General features: G+C 73.2%; 19 protein-coding genes and 1 riboswitch. Of the genes, 8 read left to right on the top strand and 11 right to left on the bottom strand.

The window, feature by feature from the left end; genetic code table 11:
* Positions 1-3 precede the first annotated feature (3 nt).
* Positions 4-732, top strand: a complete 729-nt coding sequence (locus ACWD11_RS04440) for a ZIP family metal transporter (protein ID WP_389418796.1) — start codon at positions 4-6, stop codon at positions 730-732.
* Positions 733-749: 17 nt separating this feature from the next.
* Here the strand turns inward: ACWD11_RS04440 and cobI are convergent, their stop codons facing one another.
* The 9 genes from cobI to ACWD11_RS04395 form a co-directional block, all read right to left on the bottom strand.
* Positions 750-1496 (bottom strand): precorrin-2 C(20)-methyltransferase, encoded by a 747-nt coding sequence (cobI, locus tag ACWD11_RS04435; RefSeq protein ID WP_389418797.1) that lies wholly within the window; start codon positions 1494-1496, stop codon positions 750-752.
* Positions 1481-2830, bottom strand: a complete 1350-nt coding sequence (locus ACWD11_RS04430; RefSeq protein WP_389418798.1) for a cobyrinate a,c-diamide synthase — start codon at positions 2828-2830, stop codon at positions 1481-1483. Before ACWD11_RS04430 ends, cobI begins: the two co-directional genes overlap by 16 nt.
* The gene (cobO, locus tag ACWD11_RS04425; RefSeq protein ID WP_389418799.1) at positions 2830-3429 is read right to left on the bottom strand and encodes a cob(I)yrinic acid a,c-diamide adenosyltransferase; all 600 of its coding nucleotides are present in this window, start codon (positions 3427-3429) and stop codon (positions 2830-2832) included. The genes ACWD11_RS04430 and cobO overlap by 1 nt, the downstream gene beginning before the upstream one ends.
* Entirely contained in the window at positions 3429-5417 is a 1989-nt protein-coding gene (locus tag ACWD11_RS04420) for a putative cobaltochelatase (protein WP_451281223.1), read from the bottom strand. The genes cobO and ACWD11_RS04420 overlap by 1 nt, the downstream gene beginning before the upstream one ends.
* On the bottom strand, positions 5414-9067 hold the full coding sequence (gene cobN / locus ACWD11_RS04415) for a cobaltochelatase subunit CobN (protein ID WP_451281221.1): 3654 nt from the start codon (positions 9065-9067) through the stop codon (positions 5414-5416). Before cobN ends, ACWD11_RS04420 begins: the two co-directional genes overlap by 4 nt.
* A complete protein-coding gene (locus ACWD11_RS04410; RefSeq protein WP_389418802.1) occupies positions 9064-10575 on the bottom strand; it encodes a cobyric acid synthase in 1512 nt (503 codons plus the stop codon). Before ACWD11_RS04410 ends, cobN begins: the two co-directional genes overlap by 4 nt.
* On the bottom strand, positions 10572-11513 hold the full coding sequence (locus ACWD11_RS04405; RefSeq protein ID WP_451281218.1) for a cobalamin biosynthesis protein: 942 nt from the start codon (positions 11511-11513) through the stop codon (positions 10572-10574). The genes ACWD11_RS04410 and ACWD11_RS04405 overlap by 4 nt, the downstream gene beginning before the upstream one ends.
* 122 nt (positions 11514-11635) lie before the next feature.
* Positions 11636-11775: riboswitch (cobalamin riboswitch) on the bottom strand.
* A 207-nt stretch (positions 11776-11982) separates the two neighbouring features.
* Positions 11983-12204 (bottom strand): hypothetical protein, encoded by a 222-nt coding sequence (locus ACWD11_RS04400; protein ID WP_389418804.1) that lies wholly within the window; start codon positions 12202-12204, stop codon positions 11983-11985.
* A gap of 31 nt (positions 12205-12235) precedes the next feature.
* Positions 12236-13468 carry an inorganic phosphate transporter gene (locus tag ACWD11_RS04395; protein WP_389418805.1) on the bottom strand — a complete coding sequence of 411 codons (1233 nt, stop codon included), beginning with the start codon at positions 13466-13468 and terminating at the stop codon, positions 12236-12238.
* 252 nt (positions 13469-13720) lie between these two features.
* Between ACWD11_RS04395 and ACWD11_RS04390 the strand changes: the two genes are divergently transcribed.
* The 3 genes from ACWD11_RS04390 (at position 13721) to ACWD11_RS04380 (ending at position 17956) form a co-directional block, all read left to right on the top strand.
* Positions 13721-14422 carry a class II aldolase/adducin family protein gene (locus ACWD11_RS04390; protein ID WP_451281216.1) on the top strand — a complete coding sequence of 234 codons (702 nt, stop codon included), beginning with the start codon at positions 13721-13723 and terminating at the stop codon, positions 14420-14422.
* 833 nt (positions 14423-15255) lie between these two features.
* A complete protein-coding gene (locus ACWD11_RS04385) occupies positions 15256-16383 on the top strand; it encodes an alpha/beta hydrolase family protein (protein ID WP_451281214.1) in 1128 nt (375 codons plus the stop codon).
* A 172-nt stretch (positions 16384-16555) separates the two neighbouring features.
* Positions 16556-17956: a hypothetical protein gene (locus ACWD11_RS04380; protein ID WP_389418808.1), complete on the top strand. Its 1401-nt coding sequence runs from the start codon at positions 16556-16558 to the stop codon at positions 17954-17956.
* Here the strand turns inward: ACWD11_RS04380 and ACWD11_RS04375 are convergent.
* Both ACWD11_RS04375 and ypfJ read right to left on the bottom strand, forming a co-directional pair.
* Positions 17953-18366: a VOC family protein gene (locus ACWD11_RS04375; protein ID WP_389418809.1), complete on the bottom strand. Its 414-nt coding sequence runs from the start codon at positions 18364-18366 to the stop codon at positions 17953-17955. The genes ACWD11_RS04380 and ACWD11_RS04375 overlap by 4 nt on opposite strands.
* 100 nt (positions 18367-18466) lie before the next feature.
* Entirely contained in the window at positions 18467-19357 is an 891-nt protein-coding gene (gene ypfJ, locus ACWD11_RS04370) for a KPN_02809 family neutral zinc metallopeptidase (RefSeq protein WP_389418811.1), read from the bottom strand.
* A gap of 181 nt (positions 19358-19538) precedes the next feature.
* On the opposite strand from ypfJ, the gene ACWD11_RS04365 reads away from it, so the two are divergent.
* The 4 genes from ACWD11_RS04365 to ACWD11_RS04350 all read left to right on the top strand — a co-directional run bounded on the left by ACWD11_RS04365 (position 19539) and on the right by ACWD11_RS04350 (position 23396).
* Complete coding sequence (locus tag ACWD11_RS04365; protein WP_389418812.1) at positions 19539-20252, top strand: PQQ-binding-like beta-propeller repeat protein; 714 nt, start codon at positions 19539-19541, stop codon at positions 20250-20252.
* A gap of 91 nt (positions 20253-20343) precedes the next feature.
* Entirely contained in the window at positions 20344-21942 is a 1599-nt protein-coding gene (locus tag ACWD11_RS04360; RefSeq protein ID WP_389418813.1) for an ABC-F family ATP-binding cassette domain-containing protein, read from the top strand.
* A gap of 335 nt (positions 21943-22277) precedes the next feature.
* Positions 22278-22496 carry a helix-turn-helix domain-containing protein gene (locus ACWD11_RS04355; RefSeq protein WP_019758351.1) on the top strand — a complete coding sequence of 73 codons (219 nt, stop codon included), beginning with the start codon at positions 22278-22280 and terminating at the stop codon, positions 22494-22496.
* 108 nt (positions 22497-22604) lie between these two features.
* On the top strand, positions 22605-23396 hold the full coding sequence (locus ACWD11_RS04350) for an enoyl-CoA hydratase/isomerase family protein (protein WP_451281210.1): 792 nt from the start codon (positions 22605-22607) through the stop codon (positions 23394-23396).
* Position 23397 lies beyond the last annotated feature (1 nt).

Here is a 23397-nt window from a genome sequence, read left to right as displayed (position 1 = left end):
CCTATGGCGGTCTTCGTAGCGCTCGGCGCGTTCCTGATGACGCTGGCCGGCGGCTGGACGGCGCAACGCGTCACCGACCGCCGTCACCTGGTGCTGGGCCTGGCCGGCGGCCTGATGCTCGGCGTGGTCGGCCTGGACCTGCTCCCGGAAGCACTGGACGCGGCCGGCGAGGAGATCCACGGCGTACCGGCCGCCCTGCTCCTCTTCGTGGCCGGTTTCCTCCTGGCCCACCTGGTGGAACGGCTGCTGGCCGCCCGTCAGGCCGCGCACGGCGCCGAGGAGAAGGACGGGCGCGCCCCCGAGGTGGGCCTCACCGCGGCCGCGGCGATGGTCGGCCACAGCGCCATGGACGGCGTGGCCATCGGCGCGGCCTTCCAGATCGGCGACGGCATGGGCGCGGCGGTCGCCGTCGCCGTCATCGCCCACGACTTCGCGGACGGCTTCAACACGTACACGATCACCAGCCTGTACGGCAACGCCCGCCGCAGAGCCCTCGCGATGCTGTTCGCCGACGCGGTCGCGCCCGTGGCGGGCGCCGCGTCCACGCTCTTCGTGGACATCCCTGAGGGCCTGCTCGGCGCCTATCTCGGGCTGTTCGGCGGCGCCCTGCTCTACCTCGCGGCGGCGGAGATCCTGCCCGAGGCCCACCACGAGCATCCGGCCGGCTCGACGCTGCTGTGCACGATCGCGGGGGTGGTGTTCATCTGGCTGGTGGTCGGCGTGGCCGGCTGACCGCGGCCCGGGACCGCTCACAGCTTCCCGCCCCGCCCGCCGTCGCGCCGGGCGGGCGCGATGAGCGTGGAGAGGTACGGCAGCGGCGCCCCGTCGAGGTCGGCGGCGGGCCGGATGGACTCCTCGGGCAGCCCGAGCGCGGCACCCCACACGGCGTCGCCGATCCGCCCGGTCTCCCGCAGCGCCTCGGCGACCTCGGCGGCCTGCCGCCCGAACTTGTAGGCGACGACCGTGCCGGGCCCGGCCAGGGCGTCCTTGAGCACGGCGGCACCGGCGGTGACCGGAACGAGGGTCAGCGGCTCGGTGCCCTCGGTGAGCACGGCACCGGAGCGGGCGGCGAGATCCTGCATCGCGGTGATGCCCGGCACGGTCTCCACGGCCGTGTCCGGCAGCAGTTCCCCGATGGTCAGGGCGAGATACGTGAAGGTGGAGTACACGTTGGGATCGCCGATGGTGGCGAAGGCGACGACGGAGTGCTGGCGCAGCAGCCGCGCCACGCGCTCCCCGGCGGCGTCCCAGGCGTCCTCCCGCCGCTTGCGGTCGCTGCGCTCGTTGAGTGCGAACACCACCCGTACGACCTTGTCCTCGGGCACGTAGTGCAGCACGGTCGCCTCGGCGCGCCCCCGCTCCCCGGTGTCCAGGACGGGCACCACGACGACATCGGCGGCCCGCAGAGCGTTGACACCCTTGACGGTCACCAGCTCGGGATCGCCGGGGCCCACCCCGACTCCGATCAGCCTGCTGCTGCTCATGACGTCCGGCACCTCTCCACGAACCGACGGGCGACACCGGGCCGGGACGCCCAGTGCGTGTGCAGATAACTGGCGTGCACACCGCGCTGTACAAAACCTTCGACGCGACGCTCCGGGGCGCGCACGCCCCACGCGGGGTCCGCCCCCGCCCCCGGCTCCACGACGGTCCGGTGGAACTCGTGCCCCCGCATCCGGGTCCCGGCGACGGCGAGCGAACTGTCACTCACCGCCACGGCATCCCGGTACCCGAGGGTGAGCCGCTCCGACATCCGCGCCTCGGCATCGAGGATCCCGCACATCGGCAGCCCGTCGAGCTCCCGGCACAGATAGAGCAGCCCGGCGCATTCGGCGGCGACGGGAGCGCCGCTCAGGGCGAGCTCGGTGACGGCCTTGCGCAGGGGCTCATTGGCGGACAGCTCGGCCGCGTACACCTCCGGGAACCCGCCCCCGATGACCAGACCCCGGGTCCCGTCGGGCAGTTGCTCGTCCCGCAGCGGATCGAAGGGGACGACATCGGCACCGGCGGCGGTGAGCAGTTCCGCGTGTTCCGCGTAGGAGAAGGTGAACGCGGGCCCGCCGGCGAGGGCGACCGTCACCCGTTCAGTCCGTCCGGCGCCCTCATCCGGAGACCAAGCGGCACCCGACACCGCCCCCGCACTACGCGCCAGCGCCAGCAACCCCTCCAGATCACACCCCGCGGCCACCTGCGCCGCCATCGCGGCGACCGCCTCCACCGCCGCCGGACGCCGCTCGGCAACCGGCACCAATCCCAGGTGCCGAGAAGGCGTGTCCACCTGCGCGACCCGCCGCAGCACCCCCAGCACGGGCACCCCGACCGACTCCAGCGCCTCCCGCAGCAACCCCTCGTGCCGATCCGACGCGACCTTGTTCAGGATCACGCCCCCGACCCGGACCTCCGGATCCCACGACACGAACCCGTGCACCAGCGCCGCGACGGACCGCGACTGCGAGGACGCGTCCACCACCAGCACCACCGGCGCCCGCAACACCTTCGCCACCTGGGCGGTGGACGCCAGTTCACCCTCGCCCGCGGCCCCGTCGTACAGCCCCATCACGCCCTCGACCACGGCGAGGTCACATCCGCGCGCCCCGTGCAGGAACAGCGGCCCGACCAGCTCGGGCCCGCACAGATACGCGTCGAGATTGCGCCCCGTCCGCCCGGTCGCGAGCGCGTGATACCCGGGATCGATGTAGTCGGGCCCCACCTTGTGCGCGGACACGGCAAGCCCGCGCGCGGCGAACGCGGCCATCAGCCCGGTGGCGACGGTGGTCTTGCCGCTGCCGGAGGCCGGCGCGGCGATGACCAGACGGGGGACCGCGGACATCACCACTCGATGCCCCTCTGCCCCTTCTGCCCGGCGTCCATCGGATGCTTCACCTTGGACATGTCGGTCACGAGATCGGCGAGGTCGACGAGCTTTCCGGGAGCGTTCCGCCCGGTGATCACCACATGCTGGGTCCCGGGCCGGTCGCGCAGCACGTCGACGACCTCATCGGTGTCGACCCACCCCCAGTGCATCGGGTACGCGAACTCGTCGAGCACGTACAGCCGGTACGTCTCGGCCGCCAGGTCCCGCTTGACCTGCTCCCAGCCCTCCCGCGCCTTCTCCTCGTTGTCCATCTGGGCGTCGCGCTGCACCCACGACCAGCCCTCGCCCATCTTGTGCCAGTCGACGGACCCGCCCTCACCACTGGCACCGAGCACCCGCAGCGCGTTCTCCTCGCCGACCTTCCACTTGGCCGACTTCACGAACTGGAACACCCCGATCGGCCACCCCTGGTTCCAGGCGCGCAGCGCGAGCCCGAAAGCGGCGGTCGACTTGCCCTTCCCGATGCCCGTGTGGACCACGACCAACGGCCGGTTACGCCGCTGACGCGTCGTCAGCCCGTCGTCCGGAATCACACTCGGCTGCCCCTGAGGCATTACGCGGCCCTCCTCTGTACGTCCTTGACCAGCCCGGCGATGGAGTCGGCCCGCAACTCGTCCAGCGTCACGGCCGTACCCCCCAGCTCCCCGGCCAACTGCCCGGCGAGACCGAGCCGTACGGGCCCCGACTCGCAGTCCACGACGACCGACGCGATCCCCTCGGCCGCGAACAGCCGAGCCGCCCGACCGGCCAGCGCGACCGGCTCCGGCCCACCGGTGGCGCGTCCGTCGGTCACGACCACGAGCAGCGCCCGCCGGGCGGGATCCCGCAGCCGCTCCACCCGCAGCACGTCATGCGCCTTCAGCAGCCCGGCGGCGAGCGGCGTACGCCCACCCGTGGGCAACGACTCCAGCCGGCCCGCGGCCGCGTCCACGGACGAGGTCGGCGGCAGTGCCACCTCCGCGGCCGAGCCCCGGAAGGTCACCAACCCCACCTTGTCCCGCCGCTGGTAGGCGTCCAGCAGCAGCGACAGCACGGCCCCCTTCACCGCGGCCATCCGCTGCCGGGCCGCCATCGACCCGGACGCGTCGACCACGAACAGCACGAGATTGGACTCGCGGCCCTCCCGCACCGCCTGCCGCAGATCGTCCCGCCGCACCAGGAGCCCGGCTCCCGTGCGCCCCCGCGCCCTCTGATGCGGCGCGGCGGCCTGCACGGTGGCCGCCAGGTGCAGCTTGGTCAGCGCGCCCCGGGGCCGCCGCGCACCCGTCGTCCGCCCCTGCTCGGTACGCGCCCGCGAACGCCGCCCGGCGGCACCCTCGCCGATGCCGGGCACGTTCAGCACCTTGGTACGGAACGGCTCGGAGGGGCGTACGGCGGACTGCTCGCCCGCGCCCGAGGGCTGCGGCTCGCCGCCCTCCCCGGCCTCGGGGGGCGCACCCGCGTCCCCGCCCTCCGGGCCCTCGTCGGGCTCCGGCGCGCCACCGCCGCCCCCGCCCGGGCCGTCCGGACCGGGATCGGGATCGTCGTCCTCCCCGGCGAACTCCTCCAGCGTCTGATCCAGCTTGTCCTCGTCGAGTCCCGGCGCGTCGAAGGGGTTGCGCCGCCGGCGGTGCGGCAGCGCGAGCAGCGCGGCCTGCCGTACGTCCTCGGCCAGCACCTCCGTCCGCCCGGCCCACGCGGCCAGCGCGGTGGCGGTGCGCGCCATCACGATGTCGGCGCGCATCCCGTCCACCTCGAAGGCGGCACAGGTCGCCGCGATCTGCCGGAGCGCCCCGTCCCCGAGCCGCACCGACGGCAACAACTCCCGCGCGGCGACGATCCGTTGCCGTACCGCCGTCTCCTCGTCCGCCCAACGGGCCGCGAAGCCGCCCGGATCGTCGTCGTAGGCGAGCCGCCGCCGGACCACCTCCACCCGCTGGTCGGGCTCCCGGGAGGCGGCGACCTCGACGGTCAGCCCGAACCGGTCGAGGAGCTGCGGCCGCAGCTCGCCCTCCTCCGGGTTCATGGTCCCGACGAGCAGGAACTTCGAGGCGTGCCGTACGGAGACACCCTCCCGCTCCACGTACGACGCGCCCATCGCCGCCGCGTCGAGCAGCAGGTCGACCAGGTGGTCGTGGAGGAGGTTGACCTCGTCGACGTAGAGGATCCCGCGGTGCGCGTCGGCCAGCAGGCCCGGCTCGAAGGCCTTCACGCCCTCGGCGAGCGCCCGCTCGATGTCCAGAGCGCCCACCAGCCGGTCCTCGGAGGCCCCGACGGGCAGTTCGACCATGCGGGCGGGCCGGGCGGTACCGGGCCCGGCCTCGTGCGGCCCGTCCGGGCAGGCCGGGTCGGGCCGCCCCGGATCACAGGAGAACCGGCACCCGGGCACGACGGCCACCTCGGGCAGCAGCGCCGACAGCGCGCGTACCGCCGTCGACTTGGCGGTGCCTTTCTCACCGCGCACCAGCACACCGCCGACGGCCGGGGACACGGCGTTCAGCAGCAGCGCGAGCCGCAGATCGTCCTGGCCGACAACGGCCGTGAACGGGAAGGGGGTGGTCACTGGTCGCCCTCCAAGTCGCCTTCCAGCTCCAGATACGTGGCCCGCAGCCGCTCCAGCGTCTCCGCGTCCGGCTCCGCCCACAGCCCGCGGTCGGCGGCCTCCAGCAGCCGCTCGGTGATCCCGCGCAGCGCCCAGGGGTTGGACTTCTTCATGAAGTCCCGGTTCTCCGGGTCGAAGACGTACTCGGTGCTGAGCTTCTCGTACATCCAGTCGTCCACCACGCCCGCCGTGGCGTCGTAGCCGAAGAGGTAGTCCACGGTCGCCGCCATCTCGAAGGCGCCCTTGTAGCCGTGCCGGCGCATCGCCGCCATCCAGCGCGGGTTGACCACGCGGGCCCGGAAGACGCGGTGCGTCTCCTCGCCCAGCGTGCGGGTCTTCACCTGGTCGGGGGTGGCGGAGTCGCCGACGTACGCCTCGGGGGACGCGCCCGTCAGATGGCGCACCATGGCCACCATGCCGCCGTGGTACTGGAAGTAGTCGTCCGCGTCGACGAGGTCGTGCTCACGGGTGTCGACGTTCTTCGCGGCGACCGCGATCCGCCTGAACGCCGTCTCCATGTCCCCGCGCGCCGCCCGCCCGTCGAGCCCGCGCCCGTAGGCGTAGCCGCCCCACACCGCGTACACCTCGGCGAGGTCGGCGTCGGAGCGCCAGTTGCGGGCGTCGATCAGCGGCAGCAGACCGGCGCCGTACGCGCCCGGCTTGGAGCCGAAGACGCGTGCCGTCGCCCGCCGCCGGTCCCCGTGCTCGGCGGTGTCCTCCTCCACGTGTTTGCGGACGTAGTTGGACTCGGCGGGCTCCGCCAGCTCGGCCACCGCCCGTACCGCGTCGTCGATCAGCGCGACCACATGCGGGAACGCGTCCCGGAAGAACCCGGAGATCCGGACGGTGACGTCGATGCGCGGCCGTCCCAGCTCCGGCAACGGCACCACCTCGAACCCGGTCACCCGGCGCGAGGCGTCGTCCCACACCGGGCGGCAGCCCAGCAGCGCCAGGATCTCCGCGATGTCGTCGCCCTGGGTGCGCATCGCGGACGTGCCCCACACCGTGAGCCCGACGGACTTCGGGTACTCCCCGGTGTCCTGGAGGTAGCGGGCCACCAGCGAGTCGGCGAGGGACTGGCCGACCTCCCAACTCAGCCGGGACGGAATGGCCTTGGGGTCGACCGAGTAGAAGTTGCGGCCGGTCGGCAGGACGTTCACCAGACCGCGGGTCGGCGACCCGGACGGGCCCGCCGGGACGTAACCGCCGTCCAGGGCCCGCAGGATGTGCCCGATCTCGTCGGTCGTCCGCGCGAGCCGCGGCACGACCTCGTCGCAGGCGAACTCCAGCACGGCGACGGCCTCGGGCAGTTCGGTGCCGAGCACCTCGCGCACGAGAGCGGGGACCGCGGCGGCCTCCCAGTCCCGCTCCTCCATGCCCTCCGCCACCCGGCGGCACAGCTGCTCCAGCAGATCGATCGCGTCGGCGGCCGTACGCGCGGGCCCCTCCACCAGGTCCGACAGCTCCACCGGCACCTTCAGCGGCGCGCCCGGCTCGGCCAGCAACTCCTTCTCGCTGAGCCCGAAATGGGCCGCGAAGGACGCCCTGAGCCCGGGCAGCGCGTTCGCCTTCCCGCCCCACACCTGCGCGGCGCGCAACACGGCGAGCACCAGGTTCACCCGCGGCTCACCGACCGGACCGCCGCCGAGGATGTGCAGGCCGTCACGGATCTGTACGTCCTTGATCTCGCACAGATAGCCGTCGATGTGCATGACGAACTCGTCGAACTCCGTGTCGTCCGGCTGCTCGTCGACATGCAGGTCGTGATGGAGCTCGGCCGCCTTCACCAGCGTCCAGATCTGCGCGCGCACGGCCGGCGCCTTCGTCGGGTCCAGGTCGGAGACGAGCGCGTACTCGTCGAGCAGCTGCTCCAGCTTCGCCAGGTCACCGTAGGTGTCCGCGCGCGCCATCGGCGGTACGAGGTGGTCGACGACCGTGGCGTGGCCGCGCCGCTTGGCCTGGGTGCCCTCGCCGGGGTCATTGACGATGAAGGGGTAGATGAGGGGGAGTTCACCGAGTACGGCGTCCGGCGCGCAGCCTCCGCTCAGCCCGAGCCCCTTGCCCGGCAGCCACTCCATCGTGCCGTGCTTGCCCATGTGGACGATCGCGTCGGCGCCGAACGAGTTCTCCAGCCAGCGGTAGGCCGCCATGTAGTGGTGGGACGGCGGCATGTCCGGGTCGTGGTAGATCGCGATCGGGTTCTCGCCGAAGCCGCGCGGCGGCTGGATCATGACCACGACGTTCCCGAACTGCAGGGAGGCGAGCACGATGTCGTCCCCGTCGACGTACAGCGAGCCCGGCGGCTCGCCCCACGCCTCCAGCATGGCGTCCCTGAGCTGCGGGTCGAGCCGGTCGAACCACGCCCGGTAGTCCGCCAGCGGCACTCGCGCGGGCGCGGAGGCCAGCTGCTCCTCGGTCAGCCACTCGACGTCATGGCCGCCGGCCTCGATGAGCCGGTGGATCAACTCGTCGCCCTCGGACGGGTATTCCGTCACCCCGTACCCGGCTTCCTTCAGCGCGTCCAGGACCCGCACCGCCGAGACGGGCGTGTCGAGACCGACCGCGTTGCCGACCCGGGAGTGCTTGGTCGGGTAGGCCGTGAAGACGAGCGCCAGCTTCTTCTCGGCGTTCGGCTTGTGCCGCAACCGCGCGTGCCGTACGGCGATTCCGGCGACGCGCGCGGCCCGCTCGGGGTCGGCGACGTACACCGGGACGTCGTCGGGGCCCTGCTCCTTGAAGGAGAACGGCACGGTGATCAGCCGGCCGTCGAACTCCGGGATCGCGACCTGCATGGCCGCGTCCATGGGGGAGAGGGCGGCGTCGGACTCGTCCCAGGCCCGGCGCGAGGAGGTCAGGCAGAGCCCTTGCAGCACGGGGATGTCGAGGTCGGCGAGGGCTCCGATGTCCCACGCCTCCTCGTCGCCGCCGGCCGATGCCTGGGAGGCGTGTGTGCCGCCGGCGGCGAGGACCGTGGCGACGAGGGCGTCGGCCCGGCCGAGGATCTCGTACAGACCCGCGTCCGCGCCGCGCAGGGAACCGCAGTACACCGGAAGGGCGTTGGCGCCGCGGGCCTCGATGGCGTCGCAGAGCGTGTCCACGAACGCGGTGTTGCCGCTGAGCTCATGGGCCCGGTAGAAGAGCACGCCGACGGTCGGGCGGCCGCTCTCCTGCGTGCGGGAGCCATGGACGCCGTACTCCGGCATCTGCTGCGGCTCCAGGAACCCCTCGCCGGTCAGCAGCACCGTGTCGGAGAGGAACCGGGCGAGTTCGGTGAGGTTGGCGGAGCCGCCCTCGACGAGGTACCGCAGCGCCTCGGCGACCACACCGGCGGGCACCGACGACTCGGCCATCAACTCGGCGTCCGGGACGCTCTCCCCGCCCAGCAGCACCGTCGGGATGCCGGACGCCTTCAGCGCGGCGAGCCCGTCCTCCCAGGCGCGCTTGCCGCCGAGCAGCCGGACGACGGCGATGTCGGCGCCCGCGATGAGCGCGGGCAGTTCCGCGGCGACGTCCACGCGGGTCGGGTTGCCGATCCGGTAGGAGGCGCCGGACGCGGCCCTGGCCGCCAGCAGATCCGTGTCGGCGGTCGACAACAACAACACTGTGCTCATGCGGGCGCTCCCGGTGGAATGAAAGGCAGTCCTTGCGGCGCGCCCGACTCGATGAGCCGCCAGAGCGCGTCGGTGTCCGCGTGCTGTTCGATCAGATCGCCCAGCCGGTCCAGCTGTTCCTCGCGCAGCGCGGCGAAGGAGGTGTCGGGGGCCGGTACGAAGCGGCGGCCCGCGGCGGCCGCTACCTCCCGCAGGAACGCCCGGCGGAAACCGTCCGACTCCAGCGAGCCGTGCCAGTGCGTGCCCCAGGTCTGCCCGACCCGGCAGCCGTCTAGGAAGGGCTCGCCGCCCGCGACGGAAGCGACCCCGTGGTGGATCTCGTACCCCTCGACCCGCTCGCCGAGGGCTTCCCCCACCGGCCGGGTGAGGGTCTTCTCGCGCGCGAACCGCACCCGTACGGGCAGGACGCCGAGCCCTTCGACGCGGCCCCTGCGGCTCTCCACGTCGTCCTCGATGTGCTCGCCGAGCACCTGGAAGCCGCCGCAGATGCCGAGCACGGGCCGCTGTTCGGCGGCCCTGCGCACGAGGGCGTCGGCGAGCCCCCGCGCGCGCAGCCACTCCAGCGCCTTCACCGTGCCCCGGGTCCCGGGGACCACGACGAGGTCGGCGTCGGCCAGTTCCTCCGGCCGGTCCACGAACCGCACGACGACACCCGGCTCGGCGGCCAGCGCGTCGACGTCGGTGAAGTTGGACATGAGCGGGACCGCGCAGACGGCCACCCGCAGCACGTCCGCGCCGACGGGCGGGGCGACCACGGACTCCCGCACGGTCCCGCGCAGGGAGACGCGCAGTCCGTCCTCCTCGTCGATGCCGAGCCCGTGCCGGAAGGGCAGGACGCCGTACGTGCGGCGCCCGGTGAGGTCGTGCAGCATGTCGAGGCCGGGTTCCAGCAGCGAGACGTCACCGCGGAACTTGTTGACCAGGAACCCGGCGACGAGTTCCTGGTCCTCCCGGGAGAGGAGCGCCACCGTCCCGAAGAAGGAGGCGAAGACGCCCCCGCGGTCGATGTCACCCACCACCAGCACGGGCAGCCCGGCGCGGCGCGCGACGCCCATGTTGACGATGTCGGTGCGCCGCAGATTGATCTCGGCCGGCGAACCGGCCCCCTCGCAGATCACGGCGTCATACGTGCCCCGCAGCTCGGCGAGGCAGTCGAGCACGGTCCCGAGGAGCTGCTGCTGCCGCCCGCCGTGATAGCCGCGCGCGCTCAACTCGCCCACCGGCTTGCCCATGAGCACGACCTGACTGCTCTGCTCGCCGCCCGGCTTGAGCAGCACCGGGTTCATCAGCGCGGTCGGTTCGACGCGGCAGGCCTGCGCCTGCATGGCCTGCGCCCGGCCGATCTCGGCGCCCTCGCGGGTGACGAAGGAGTTCAGCGACATGTTCTGCGCCTTGAAGGGCGCGACCTTCACCCCCTGCCGGACCAGCCAGCGGCAGATCCCGGCGGTGACGACACTCTTGCCGGCGTCGGAGGTGGTACCGGCGACCAGGAGACCTCCGCCGTTCATGACCGCCTCCCCGCCACGACGCGGCGCGCGACGACGCTGACCGCCAGCGCCAGCCAGCTCACCCGCCGGGACAGCCGTACGGCCCGTTCGATGTCCCCGACCTCCACAGCACGCCCTTCCCCGTTCAGCACCGGCCGGTGCTCGATCCGTCCGCTGTACGACAAGGTCCCCCCGAGCCGCACCCCCAGCGCCCCCGCGAACGACGCCTCCACGGGCCCGGCGTTGGGGCTCGGATGCCGCGCCGCGTCAGCCCGCCAGGCCCGCACCGCACCTCGGGGATCGCCTCCGGCGACGGCGGCGAGTACGGCGGTCAGCCGCGCCCCGGGCCACCCGGCGACGTCGTCGAGGCGGGCGGAGGCCCAGCCGTAGCGCCGGTAACGGGGCGACTTGTGGCCGACCATGGCGTCGAGGGTGTTCACCGCCCGGAACCCGAGGAGCCCCGGCACCGAGCCCACGGCCCCCCACACCAGTGCTCCCACGACGGCGTCGGAGGTGTTCTCGGCGACGGACTCCACCACCGCCCGCGCGATCCCGTCGGCGTCCAGCGCCTGCGGATCCCGCCCGCACAGATGCGGCAGCCGCGCCCGCGCCGCCTCGACGTCCCCCGCCCGCAGCGCCCGCCCGACGGTCCGTGCCTCCCGCCCGAGCGAAGTCCCCCCGACCACCGCCCAGGTGGCGGCAGCGGTCAGCGCGACGGAAGCGGCGGGGGAGCGGCGTACCGCACGGGAGGCGAGCGCACCCACGGCGACGGCGCCACCGGCGCACACGGCGGTGTGCAGCGCGCCCCGGCCCCGGTCGTCCCGCCACAGCCGCCGTTCCACGGCGCTCGCGGCCCGCCCGAACACGGCGACCGGATGCCCGCGGCGGGGATCGCCGAGGATCAGGTCACCGAGGAGGCCGGCGGCGGCGCCGTACGCGAAGACGCGATCGGCCCGCATCGGCTCAGCCGGCCGACGGGTCGGCCGGAACCCCGGCGTCGGGGGTCGTGCATCTCGGAGCCTGTGTCAGACGGCAGCCGCGCATGGCGATATGTCCTCACTCAGGGTGTCCACGCCCTGGTTCGACTAGACCGGCGGTGAGAGTTCCTGGCTCCCGGGGCTTCCTACCCCGGTGACAGTGGCGGGACCGCGCCGGAATCGCACCGGCTTCCTCTCCTGCCGCCGTAAATGGCTCCGGCAGTCCACCACGGGCCCGGAACAGCCGTCAACTTGCTGTTGACCTGCGAGAGGAGAGTGTGCTGAGGCCCACACCGGGTCCGGCCGGGCGGGGTTGGCCCCTGGGGTCACCCGCCCCCGGCCGACTGCCCGCAAGTGCCTTGCGCGACCGCGCGCGTACGCGAAAGCGCCCTGCCCCGAACACCCCGTAAGGGGCACCGGAACAGGGCGCGAGCCCGTCGCGCGAGGCGCGTCAGACCACGATCAGATAGATCCCGTACGCCACAGCCGCCGCGCACGCCGCGAAACACGCGTACGCGCCGGTGACCGCCAGTCCCGCGGAGCCCCCCTGCTCCGCGGCCCGCTCGCGCCGCGTCAGACCCGCGATGCCGAGGGTGAACAGGGCCACCAGGGCCACGGTGACCACGAGGCTGACGCCGAAGACGGAGCCGAGAGCCGCCCAGTCGATCTTCATGATGCTGCTTCCTTGAGTATCCGGTCGGGGGTCAGACGCGGGCCGACGGCGTCGGGCCCCCGGCCGGGGCCGGGATCGTCGCCGCGAGCTCCTCGGTCACCGGGCCGGCGGGCGGCGGCGTGACGGCCGCCATCGCCGTGGTCACGACACCCGCGGGCTCCTCGGTCTCGTTGACGTTGGTGTGGTCGACGATCTCGCGGCGGGACACCTTCCAGATGGCCGCGCTGGAGCCGACCAGGAACACCGCCACGACCGCCGTGCCCCAGGGGCCGAAGTTCGTGACCCACTCGGCCAGCGCACCGACGAGCGCCGCGGCCGGCAGCGTCAGGCCCCACGCGACGAACATCCGCGTCGCCGTGGACCAGCGGACGACGCCGCCCTTGCGGCCGAGGCCCGCGCCCATCACCGCACCGGAGACGGAGTGCGTGGTGGAGAGGGAGAAACCGAGGTGGGAGGAGGCCAGGATGACCGTCGCCGCGCTGGTCTGGGCGGCGAAGCCCTGCTGCGGCTGGAGGTCGGTCAGGCCCTTGCCCATGGTGCGGATGATCCGCCAGCCACCGAGGTAGGTGCCGAGCGCGATGGCCACGCCCGCGGAGAGGATGACCCACATCGGCGGGTCCGAGTCGGGCGCCAGGGTGCCGCCGGCGACGAGGGCGAGGGTGATGATGCCCATCGTCTTCTGCGCGTCGTTGGTGCCGTGGGCGAGGGAGACCAGGCCGGCGGAGGCGATCTGGCCGGCGCGGTAGCCCTTCTCGGAGGACTGGCTGCCGTCGGCCTTCTTGCCCAGGGAGTACATCAGCTTCGTCGCGAGCATCGCCGCGAGGCCCGCGACCAGCGGGGCGGCGATCGCCGGGATGAGGACCTTGGTGACGAGCACGTCGCCGTGGACCGCGCCGACGCCCGCCGAGGCGATGGTCGCGCCGATCAGGCCGCCCATGAGGGCGTGCGAGGAGCTGGAGGGCAGACCGACCAGCCAGGTCAGCAGATTCCAGAGGATCGCCCCGACCAGCGCGGCGAAGATGACCTCGGGACGGATGCCGGTCTCGTCCACGAGACCTTTGGAGATCGTGTTGGCGACCTCCACGGAGAGGAACGCGCCGACAAGGTTCAGCACGGCGGACATGGCCACCGCGACCTTGGGCTTGAGGGCACCGGTCGAGATGGTCGTGGCCATCGCATTGGCGGTGTCGTGAAAACCGTTCGTGAAATCGAACGCGAGTGCGGTTATTACCACAATCGCGAGGATCAGCGAGAAGTTTTCCATTTACCCAGGCAATCGTTCGAGGTCATTGGCTGGACGAACGTAAGTAACCTGAGTGAACGGAAGGTGAACTGGGGTGAGCTACGGGGTGTCTGAACAAGGCGTTCCGTCTTGCGTCGGTTCCATGCGGCTCCGCAGGCTTCAGGCGCCCCAAGGGCCGGGAGCCCCGGGCGACCTTCCGGAGCGGGCTCAGGGGCCGTGAAAGAGATCCTGGTCACCCCTGAAGCCGGGCGCGTCGGCTGGCAGGATCGCCGCATGGCTGAGCAGCGAGAGAACCGGCGGGGCGCGGGGGAGTCATGGCCGGAGCGCGTGCGCCCCGAGGAGGCGCGCGCGTGGCAGGAACTGGTCGCGACGGCCCGCCGGACCGTGTCCGACGGTCTGGTGGTGGGCACGTCCGGGAACGTCTCGGTACGCGTCGGTGACACGGTCCTGGTCACCCCCACGGGGGTGCCGTACGACCGGCTCACGCCCGAGGACGTGACGGGCGTCGACCTGTCCGGGCGCCGGGTCCTCGGAAAGCTGCGGCCCACGAGCGAGCTGCCCATGCATCTCGCCGTCTACGGCGCCACCGGCGCCCGCGCGATCGTCCACACACACGCCGTGCACGCCACGGCCGTCTCGACGCTGGTCCAGGAGGTCCCGGCGATCCACTACATCACCGCGGACCTCGGCGGCCCCGTCCGGGTCGCCCCGTATGCGACGTACGGCACCGAGGAACTGGCCGAGAACATGCTCCGGGCCCTGACCGACCGCACCGCCTGCCTCCTGCAGAACCACGGCACCCTGGCCTACGGCGCCACCCTGACCCAGGCCTACGACCGCACGGCCCAGCTGGAGTGGATGTGCCGAGTCTGGCTCACGGCGTCCTCGATACCGGGCCTGTCCCCCTCCCTGCTGTCCGCCGAACAACTGACGGAGGTGAGGGAGAGGCTGCGGGGCTACGGCCAGCAGTCCTGACCCGGCGGCCCTCGGGCCCGCGCGCTACCCCGCTGGCGGTGCCGGGGGTCCTCCGCCTCGCGCGTCCGCTGTTCCGTTGTCCGAGAGGCATGTCGTCCGTCCCGCTGACCGCCGCCTGCGCCCACCGTCCCGCTGGCGGTGGCGCGTGCGCGTCGCCCTGCTGGCGTGGCCCGGTCCGGTGTCCCGTCGGCCGTGAGGCATGTCGTCCGTTCCGCTGACCGGCGCCCGCGTCCACCGTCCCGCTGGCGGTGACCCGCGTCGGCCCTCCCGCCGGCGGTGACGCGCGCCCGCCGCCTCGCTGGCGTGACGCCGGTCCGCCGTCCCGCTGACCGGCGCCTGTGTCCTCCGTCCACTGGTAGTTACGCGCGTCCGCCGCCCTGCTGGCGTGGCGCGGGTCCGCAGTCCCGTTGGCCGTGACGCATGTCCGCCGTTCCGACGACCGGTGCCTGCATCCGCCGTCCCGCTGGCGGTGACGCGCGCTCGCCGTTCCGCTGTCCCGTTGGCCGTGACGCATGTCCGCCGTTCCGCTGACCGTCGCCCGCCCCCGCCGTCCCGCTGGCCGTGACCCGCGTTTGCCCTCCCGCTGCCGTGACGCGGATCCGCCGCTCCGCTGACCGTCACGCGCGTCCGCTCTCCCGCTGACGGCGCCCGCGTCTGCCCTCCCGCTGGCCGCCCCCCCCGCCCACCCTTGCCGCCCCCGCGTCCGCCCACCCCTGCCGCCGCCGCGTCCGCCCACCCCTGCCGTCTCGCCCCCCTAACCGTCTCGACCCCCTAACCGCCCCGCCCCCGCCCTCCCACTGGCCGTACGCGGGGTCCGCCAGGACACTGGTGGCGTGCGCACTGTCACCGCGACGGCCGCTGCCGTCACCATGGCCCTGGCCGCCGGCGCGGCAAGCGTGGCCGCCGGGCGACTCGCCAGCGATGCCGCGCTCAAGGCGCCCCCCGGCAGGCCCCTGCCCACCGAACCCCGGCTCACGGTGCACGGCACGGCGGCCGGCCAGATCTCGCTCACCCGCGACCTGGCCTCCCTGCGCCCCGGCGTCTACGGCCTCGGCGGCGACGGCTCGCACGCGGTCGTGGGCCCCGTCCTCGGCACCGCGACCCACACCGCCGACACGGTCGTCCGCCGCCTGGAACGCGTCACCCACGGCACCCTCAGCCCCGGCGACCGGGTCTGGCTCACCCCCAACCTCCACGTCGGCGACCCCCGCGCCGCACTCGGCCTCGACCACGCCGACGTCGACATCCCCGGCGAACTCGGCCCGCTGCCCGCCTGGTTCGTGCCCGGCGCCCGCCCCACCTGGATCATCGCGGTGCACGGTCTCGGCACCACCCGCGAACTCGCCATGAACGTCATGGAGTCCCTCACCGCCCGCCACTTCCCGGTCCTCGCCCTCGGCTACCGCGGCGACCTGGGGGCGCCCCGTTCCCCGGACGGCCTGAACCACCTCGGCGAGACCGAGTGGCGCGACCTGGACGCGGCACTCCGCTACGCCGTGCGCTACGGAGCCCGGCAGTTCGTCCTGCTCGGCTGGTCCACCGGCGCCACGATGGCCCTGCGCGCCGCCGCCCGCTCCGGGCTGCGCGACCGGATCTCGGGACTCGTCCTGGACTCCCCGGTGCTCAGCTGGGAGGCGACCCTGCGCGCCCTCGCCGCCGCCCGCCGCGCCCCGGGCGCCCTGCTCCCCCTCGCGGTCCGCGCCGCCCAGGGCCGCACGGGCCTGTACGGCGACCGCGCCGCCCCCGACGAGATCAGCTACCGGCTCAGTGTGCCGACCCTGATCTTCCACGGCCCCGACGACATCGTCGCCCCCTGGACCCCTTCCCGCCGCCTGGCCGACGCCCACCCCGGCCTGGTGAGCCTCCACACCGTCAAGCGCGCCCCGCACGGAGCCATGTGGAACGCGGACCCCAGGGCCTACGAGGAAACCCTGCGCCGCTTCCTGACCCCTCTCATGTGAGCGCCCCGGACGACGGCCACCCCGGACCGGTCCCACCGGTTCCGTTTAACCCGGTACAACTGGCCTGTTCTCGGTCCTCCGTCGCCCGCCGGACCCCGTGCGTTGGCCATCCCCGTCGCCCCTCGTGACATTCCGTTTGGGTTTTCGGACCGTCAACCGGAAGACTGCACCCGTGACGTCCCGTATCCCGCGCGACTCCAGGCTTCGACTCGTCCGCCCGCGACCCCTGGCCGCCGCCCCCAGAGCTGTGAACCAACGGCGCCCACGCCGCCCCGCCCCCCGCCCTCCCGAGGGCACCCCGGCCCCCGCGGAGCTGGCCAGAATGGCGCGCTCCGGCCTGGCCGCGGCGGCCCGGGTCGCGCACTGGGCCGACGTCGCCCTGCGCCCCGGCCGCGACGGCGCCCACCCTGACAGCAAGGGCACCCTCTCCGACGCGAGCGCCGAACGGGCCGCGGCCGAACTGGACCTGACCGTCGCTCAGGTCCGCGCGGACTGGGACACCGCACGCCTCGCCGGTCTGATCGAGGTGCACGGCGACAGCGCGCGCCCCGGCTGGCGGCTGCGCGCATGGCACCGCGACGACAGCGCCGTACTGCGCGGCTGGGTCGCCCTCTTCGACGCCTGGTCGCTCGCCCACCCGGAGCCCGCCGACCACGAGCCCGCCGCGGTCGCCGAGGTCGTCTCGGCCATGCCCCAGGTGCTCTCCTTCCTCCAGCTGTCCGCCGGCCCGGTGCCGGTGGCGCAACTCCTCGACCTGCTGGAACAGCGCGTCACCGAACTGCGCACCGAGCGCTGCGAGATCCCCTACGGCCCGCAGCCCGAGCCGGACCGCGCCGCCCCCGCCGAGGACACCCCGCTCGCCCCGCTCCTGGACTGGGCCCTGCACGCCCTCGCCTCGGTCGGCGCCCTCACCTACGGCGACGGCCAGGCCACCTTGACTCCGCTCGGCAGCTGGGCGGTCTGGGTCAAGCTGGAGCAGATCTGCGTCGCCGCGCAGAGCCCCGCCGGGAACATCGAGCAGGCGGCCGAGGACATGCTCCGCGGCTGCGCCCAGCTCCGCCCGAACGCCGCCCGTGCCGAGTACCGCGCCTGGCTGGCGGCCCGCCCGGTCGGCAGCGCGGTCACCGAGCTGATCGACGCCGCCCGCGGCGAGGACGCCCTGCTGCGCGGCCTCGCCTTCGAGGCGCTGCGCGTGGTGGGCGCCCCCGCCGAGCCCGACGTACGGTCCGTGGCCGAGGAACCGGCCCTCAGGCCGTACGCGCTGCTGTGGCTGGCCGAGCACGACGGGGTGGACCCCGAGGACGCCCATGAGGTCCTCACCCGCGAAGAGGCCACCTGGCTCTGGGTCGACACCGCCGCCGCGGTCGCCGACCACGGCGAGGCCCCCATGCTCGTGCGCCACCTGGAGTCCGCGCTGCAGCCGACGGTCCCCGCCCTGCTGGACGAGGTACGCGCCGTCGGCCACCCGCGCACGGTCCAGGTCCTGGTCGCCCTCGCGGCCGCCCACCCCGACCCGGCCCTGGCCAAGGCGGTCCGCCGCGCCGCCTTCCAGGTCCACACGGGCGGGAACTAACCCCCGATCTCCGGCGTGTACGTGCCGAAGCTCCAGATGTTGCCCTCGGTGTCCCGGGCGATGTAGTCCCGGGAGCCGTAGTCCTGGTCCGTCGGGGGCATCAGGACCTCCACGCCGTGCTCCACGGCGCGCCGGTGGTGGGCGTCGACGTCGTCCACCACGACGTACACCCCGGCCGGGCCCGCGCCCTTCATCGCCGTGTCGAAGACACCGCCGCTGCCCTTCGAGCCGACCATGACCGCGCCGTTGCCCTGGGTCAGCTCGGCGTGCAGCACCGTGCCGTCCTCGCCCTCGTACATCGTCAGCTCGGTGAAGCCGAGTGCTTCCGTGAGCTGCCTGACGCCCGCCTTCGCGTCCGCGTACAGCACCGTCGGAAAGATGCTCGGACGCCCGCCCTCCGTGCCTGCCATGTCGCTCACTCCCTCGAGATCACTCACGCAACCGCACGATCACTGCCGGAAATGTCACCTGTCGTCCAGTCTCGCAGCGCCCACTGACAACGCCCCGCGCTCACCGGAAGGTGTCGCACCGGGCCATGTCCCCGCTGTCGAAGCCCTGCCGGAACCACTGCTGCCGCTGCGCCGCCGACCCGTGCGTCCAGGACTCCGGCGTCACCCGGCCCTGGAAGCGTTCCTGGATCCGGTCGTCGCCCACGGCCGCCGCGGCGTCCAGGCCGTCCCGGATGTCGGCGTCGGTGAGGCTGGTGATCAGCGGCCGCCCGGTCGACTCGTCCTTCGTCGTGGTCGCGTGGTGCGCCCACACACCCGCGTAGCAGTCGGCCTGGAGCTCCACCCGGACCGCGTTGCTGTCCGCCCCGGTCCGCCCGTCCCGCGACCGGTCGAGCGTGCCCGTCAGGTCCTGCACGTGGTGCCCGTACTCGTGCGCCACCACGTACGCCTGCGCGAACGGCCCGCCGCCGGCGCCGAACGTCGTACGCAGTTCGTCGAAGAACCCGAGGTCGAGATAGACCTTGCGGTCGCCGGGACAGTAGAACGGCCCGACCGCGCTGGTCGCCGACCCGCACGCGGTGCCGACCTGTCCGCTGAAGAACACCGTCGCCGAGCGCGCGTACGCCCCGCCGCGCCGCGTGAACTCCTCGTCCCAGTAGTCCTGCACGCTGTTGACCACGGCCACGATGCGGCAGTCGTCCCGGGTGTTCGCGTCCTGCCCGGTCCGGCAGGACTGCTGGACCTGCGCCAGGCCCGACGCCGTGCCCGAGGGCTGCTCGGACCCGTCGGTCAGCCCCAGCTGGTCGGGGCCGACCCCGAAGAACAGCGCCAGCACCAGCGTCAGCAGACCGGCGATCCCGCCCCCTACGGTGGCCCGCCCGCCGGGCACCCGCCTGCCCCGCACGTCCTGCACCTCCGAGGTGTCCAGCCGGGCATCGTCGTCGAACTGCATGGAACCCACACCCTCCGCCTAGGCCGGACCTTCATCCTCGCCCGCTCCCGCACCCGGGGCGCCGACCACGCACCCGAACGGGCGACGCCCTCCGGCGCCACCCACGGCCCGCCGGTCCACCCGCCCCCCGCCTGGCTACGCTCTGCGCCTGACCTGTGGGAGAGCGCAAGGGAGGGGCGTCATGGCCGTGCTGGACGCGACGCCGGCCCGCCCAGGCGCCCGGCGCGCGTCCGGTCCCGCCCCTCCCGTCTTCCCCGCCCTGCTCGCCGTAGCCCTCGCGGTCGTCCTGCTCGCGGCGGCCCACCATCTGCGCCCCGCGCCCTACGGAGAGCGCCTCACCGTCCACGCGCGCGTGGCGCACGCGAGCGTGCCGCGCACCCAGGGGGCGGCCGTCGAGGCCCATGACGCGGCCGGCGGCGCCCTCCTGTGGCGGCACACCCGCGCCGGCCGCCACCCCCTGGCCGTGCTCCCCGCGCGCGGGGACACCGTGGCCCTCTGGGACGACGGTCTGGTCACCGCCACCGACGGCCGCACCGTCCGCTGGCACCGCGCCCTGCCCGCCGCCGCCGACTGGCTCCCCGCCCACGGCGGCACCGGCGTCCTGCGCCCCCTGGGCCGCGCCATGCTCGCCGTCGTCACCCCGCACCGCGTCACCGCGTACCGCCTGCGCGATGGCGATCTGCGCTGGGTGCTCCCGGCGCGCGAGGGGTGCGCCTTCGCCCCCGCGCGTGCCGTACGTCACGGCCGGACACTGCTCCTGGCCCAGCCGTGCCCGGGGGCCGCGTGGACGTCCCAGCTCATCGCCGTGGACGACCTGGGCCGGGTCACTCCGCACCGCCGACCGCTCGGCAATGACGCCCTCGGCGGCCGAAAACCGCTTGCACGGCCCCGTTAGACTGGCCTCATGGCCATTCTCCTCGCGCATTAGACGGCGGGAACGTCCTCAGCCGCCCATCCCGCCAACGACCCCGCCCTGGAGTCTGTCCGTGATCTCCGCCACCGGCATCGAGCTGCGCGCCGGCGCCCGCGTCCTCATCGAGTCCGCCACCTTCCGCGTCGCCAAGGGCGACCGCATCGGTCTGGTCGGCCGTAACGGCGCCGGCAAGACCACCCTCACCAAGTGCCTCGCCGGTGAGGGCATCCCCGCCGGCGGTGCCATCACCCGGTCCGGTGAGGTCGGCTACCTCCCGCAGGACCCGCGCACCGGCGACCTCGACGTGCTCGCCCGCGACCGCATCCTCTCCGCGCGCGGCCTGGACACCCTGATCCGCAAGATGCGGGAGAACGAGCAGCGCATCGCGAACGGCTCGGGCGCCACCCGCGAGAAGGCGCTCAAGCAGTACGAGCGCCAGGAGACCGAGTTCCTCACCAAGGGCGGGTACTCCGCCGAGGCCGAGGCCTCCACCATCGCCGCCGCGCTCAACCTGCCCGACCGCGTGCTCGGCCAGCCGCTGCACACGCTCTCCGGCGGTCAGCGTCGCCGTGTCGAACTCGCCCGCATCCTGTTCTCGGACGCGGACACCCTGCTGCTCGACGAGCCGACGAACCACCTCGACGCGGACTCGATCGTCTGGCTGCGCGACTACCTGAAGACCTACCGCGGCGGCTTCATCGTGATCTCCCACGACGTCGACCTGGTCGAGACGGTCGTCAACAAGGTCTTCTACCTGGATGCCAACCGCGCCCAGATCGACGTCTACAACATGGGCTGGAAGCTCTACCAGCAGCAGCGCGAGGCCGACGAGAAGCGCCGCAAGCGCGAGCGGCAGAACGCCGAGAAGAAGGCCTCCGCGCTCCACTCGCAGGCCGACAAGATGCGCGCCAAGGCCACCAAGACCGTCGCCGCGCAGAACATGGCCCGCCGGGCGGACAAGCTGCTGGCCGGTCTCGAGGCCGAGCGGAAGGCCGACAAGGTCGCCAAGCTGCGCTTCCCGGAGCCGTCCCCGTGCGGCAAGACCCCGCTGATGGCGGAGGGGCTGTCCAAGTCGTACGGCTCCCTGGAGATCTTCACCGATGTCGACCTCGCCATCGACAAGGGCTCCCGCGTCGTCATCCTGGGCTTGAACGGTGCCGGCAAGACGACCCTGCTCCGGCTCCTGGGCGGCGCCGAGAAGCCCGACACCGGCCAGGTCATCGAGGGCCACGGCCTCAAGCTCGGCTACTACGCGCAGGAGCACGAGACCCTCGACCCGGAGCGCACGGTCCTGGAGAACATGCGCTCCGCCGCCCCCGACCTGGACCTCGTCGAGGTCCGCAAGACGCTCGGCTCGTTCCTGTTCTCCGGCGACGACGTCGACAAGCCGGCCGGTGTCCTCTCCGGTGGCGAGAAGACCCGTCTGGCGCTCGCCACCCTCGTGGTCAGCTCGGCGAACGTGCTGCTGCTGGACGAGCCGACCAACAACCTCGACCCGGCCAGCCGCGAGGAGATCCTCGGCGCGCTGCGCACCTACAAGGGCGCGGTCGTCCTGGTCACCCACGACGAGGGCGCGGTCGAGGCGCTCCAGCCGGAGCGCATCATCCTGCTGCCCGACGGTGTCGAGGACCTGTGGGGCGCCGACTACGCGGATCTCGTCGCCCTGGCTTGATCGAATGGCTGATCCACTGCGTATGGATCATTCGGCCGATCCGTGATCCATCATCTGTGTGAGATCTCCTCGTACCGGGGTGTGTCCTACACGGATTTTCCGGCCGAGTCCTTTGTCGACAAGGGCTCGGCCGTCGCGCGTCCCTGACCTGCCGCTTCGCGGAACAACCCGTTCGGCGGTACGAACCCGCCGTCACGGAATCATCGGTTCCTCTTGTGTGGACCTGCTCCTGTCGTCACATCCATGTCTCACGGACCTTGCCGAATGGGTGGCCATCAGGCCCGGGAGGGGTGATCATGAGGGGACCAGAGCGCACTTCCCATGAGGAGGACCGGGTGGCCGAGACTCTGAAGAAGGGCAGCCGGGTAACCGGCGCCGCGCGCGACAAGCTCGCGGCAGACCTGAAGAAGAAGTACGACTCCGGTGCGAGCATCCGGGCGCTGGCCGAGGAGACCGGCCGCTCGTATGGCTTCGTGCACCGGATGCTCAGTGAGTCGGGCGTCACGCTGCGTGGGCGTGGCGGGGCGACCCGCGGCAAGAAGGCCGCGGGCTGACCTCCGGGCAGCCCACCGGCTTCGATGGTGGCCACCCGGTCGGTCGGTTGACCGGCCGGGTGGTTACTGTGCAGTCACTTAAGCGACCGCACCCATCGGAGGCGCCCCATGGCTTCGCTCGACCCGGCTCTCGACAAGGACGGCGTACGACTCACCGTCGATGACGCAGTCGCCACGGTGACGCTGACCAACCCCGCCAAGCGCAACGCGCAGAGCCCCGCTCTGTGGCGCGCGCTGGCCGAGGCCGGTCGGCTGCTGCCCGGATCCGTCCGGGTCGTGGTGCTGCGGGCCGAGGGCAAGTCCTTCTCGGCCGGACTCGACCGGCAGGCGTTCACGCCGGAGGGCTTCGACGGTGAGCCGTCGTTCATCGATCTCGCGCGCGGCGGCGACGCCGAGCTCGACGCGACGATCGCCGAGTACCAGGAGGCGTTCACCTGGTGGCGGCGCAGCGACCTCGTGTCCATCGCCGCCGTCCAGGGCCATGCCATCGGGGCGGGCTTCCAGCTCGCGCTCGCCTGTGACCTGCGCGTCGTCGCGGACGACGTGCAGTTCGCCATGCGCGAGACCAGCCTCGGCCTGGTGCCCGACCTGACCGGCACCCACCCCTTGGTGGGCCTCGTCGGCTACGCCCGGGCGCTGGAGATCTGCGCCACCGGGCGCTTCGTCACGGCCGAGGAGTCCGTCAGCACCGGCCTGGCCAACATCGCCGTCCCCGCGGACCAGCTCGACGACGCGGTGCGCGACCTCGCCGCCGCCCTGCTGGCCGCCCCCCGGGACGCGGTCATCGAGACCAAGGCACTCCTGCGCGGGGCGGCCGACCGCACCTACGAGGAGCAGCGCGTCGCCGAACGCGCCGCCCAGGCGCGCCGGCTGCGGGACCTGGCGGGCGTGGGCGAGTGAC

It is taken from the genome of Streptomyces sp. NPDC002776 (assembly GCF_053592195.1).
Note: the sequence above shows the minus strand (reverse complement) of the source record. Positions and strands in the feature narration are given on the sequence as shown.

Coding starts and splice junctions, on each gene's coding strand:
- ypfJ (WP_389418811.1), bottom strand. CDS start 19,357: ATGCAGTTCGACGACGATGCCCGGCTGGACACCTCGGAGGTGCAGGAC.
- ACWD11_RS04430 (WP_389418798.1), bottom strand. CDS start 2,830: ATGTCCGCGGTCCCCCGTCTGGTCATCGCCGCGCCGGCCTCCGGCAGC.
- ACWD11_RS04400 (WP_389418804.1), bottom strand. CDS start 12,204: ATGAAGATCGACTGGGCGGCTCTCGGCTCCGTCTTCGGCGTCAGCCTC.
- ACWD11_RS04390 (WP_451281216.1), top strand. CDS start 13,721: ATGGCTGAGCAGCGAGAGAACCGGCGGGGCGCGGGGGAGTCATGGCCG.
- ACWD11_RS04410 (WP_389418802.1), bottom strand. CDS start 10,575: ATGAACGGCGGAGGTCTCCTGGTCGCCGGTACCACCTCCGACGCCGGC.
- ACWD11_RS04395 (WP_389418805.1), bottom strand. CDS start 13,468: ATGGAAAACTTCTCGCTGATCCTCGCGATTGTGGTAATAACCGCACTC.
- ACWD11_RS04405 (WP_451281218.1), bottom strand. CDS start 11,513: ATGCGGGCCGATCGCGTCTTCGCGTACGGCGCCGCCGCCGGCCTCCTC.
- ACWD11_RS04375 (WP_389418809.1), bottom strand. CDS start 18,366: ATGGCAGGCACGGAGGGCGGGCGTCCGAGCATCTTTCCGACGGTGCTG.
- ACWD11_RS04440 (WP_389418796.1), top strand. CDS start 4: ATGGCGGTCTTCGTAGCGCTCGGCGCGTTCCTGATGACGCTGGCCGGC.
- ACWD11_RS04365 (WP_389418812.1), top strand. CDS start 19,539: ATGGCCGTGCTGGACGCGACGCCGGCCCGCCCAGGCGCCCGGCGCGCG.
- cobO (WP_389418799.1), bottom strand. CDS start 3,429: ATGCCTCAGGGGCAGCCGAGTGTGATTCCGGACGACGGGCTGACGACG.
- cobN (WP_451281221.1), bottom strand. CDS start 9,067: ATGAGCACAGTGTTGTTGTTGTCGACCGCCGACACGGATCTGCTGGCG.
- ACWD11_RS04350 (WP_451281210.1), top strand. CDS start 22,605: ATGGCTTCGCTCGACCCGGCTCTCGACAAGGACGGCGTACGACTCACC.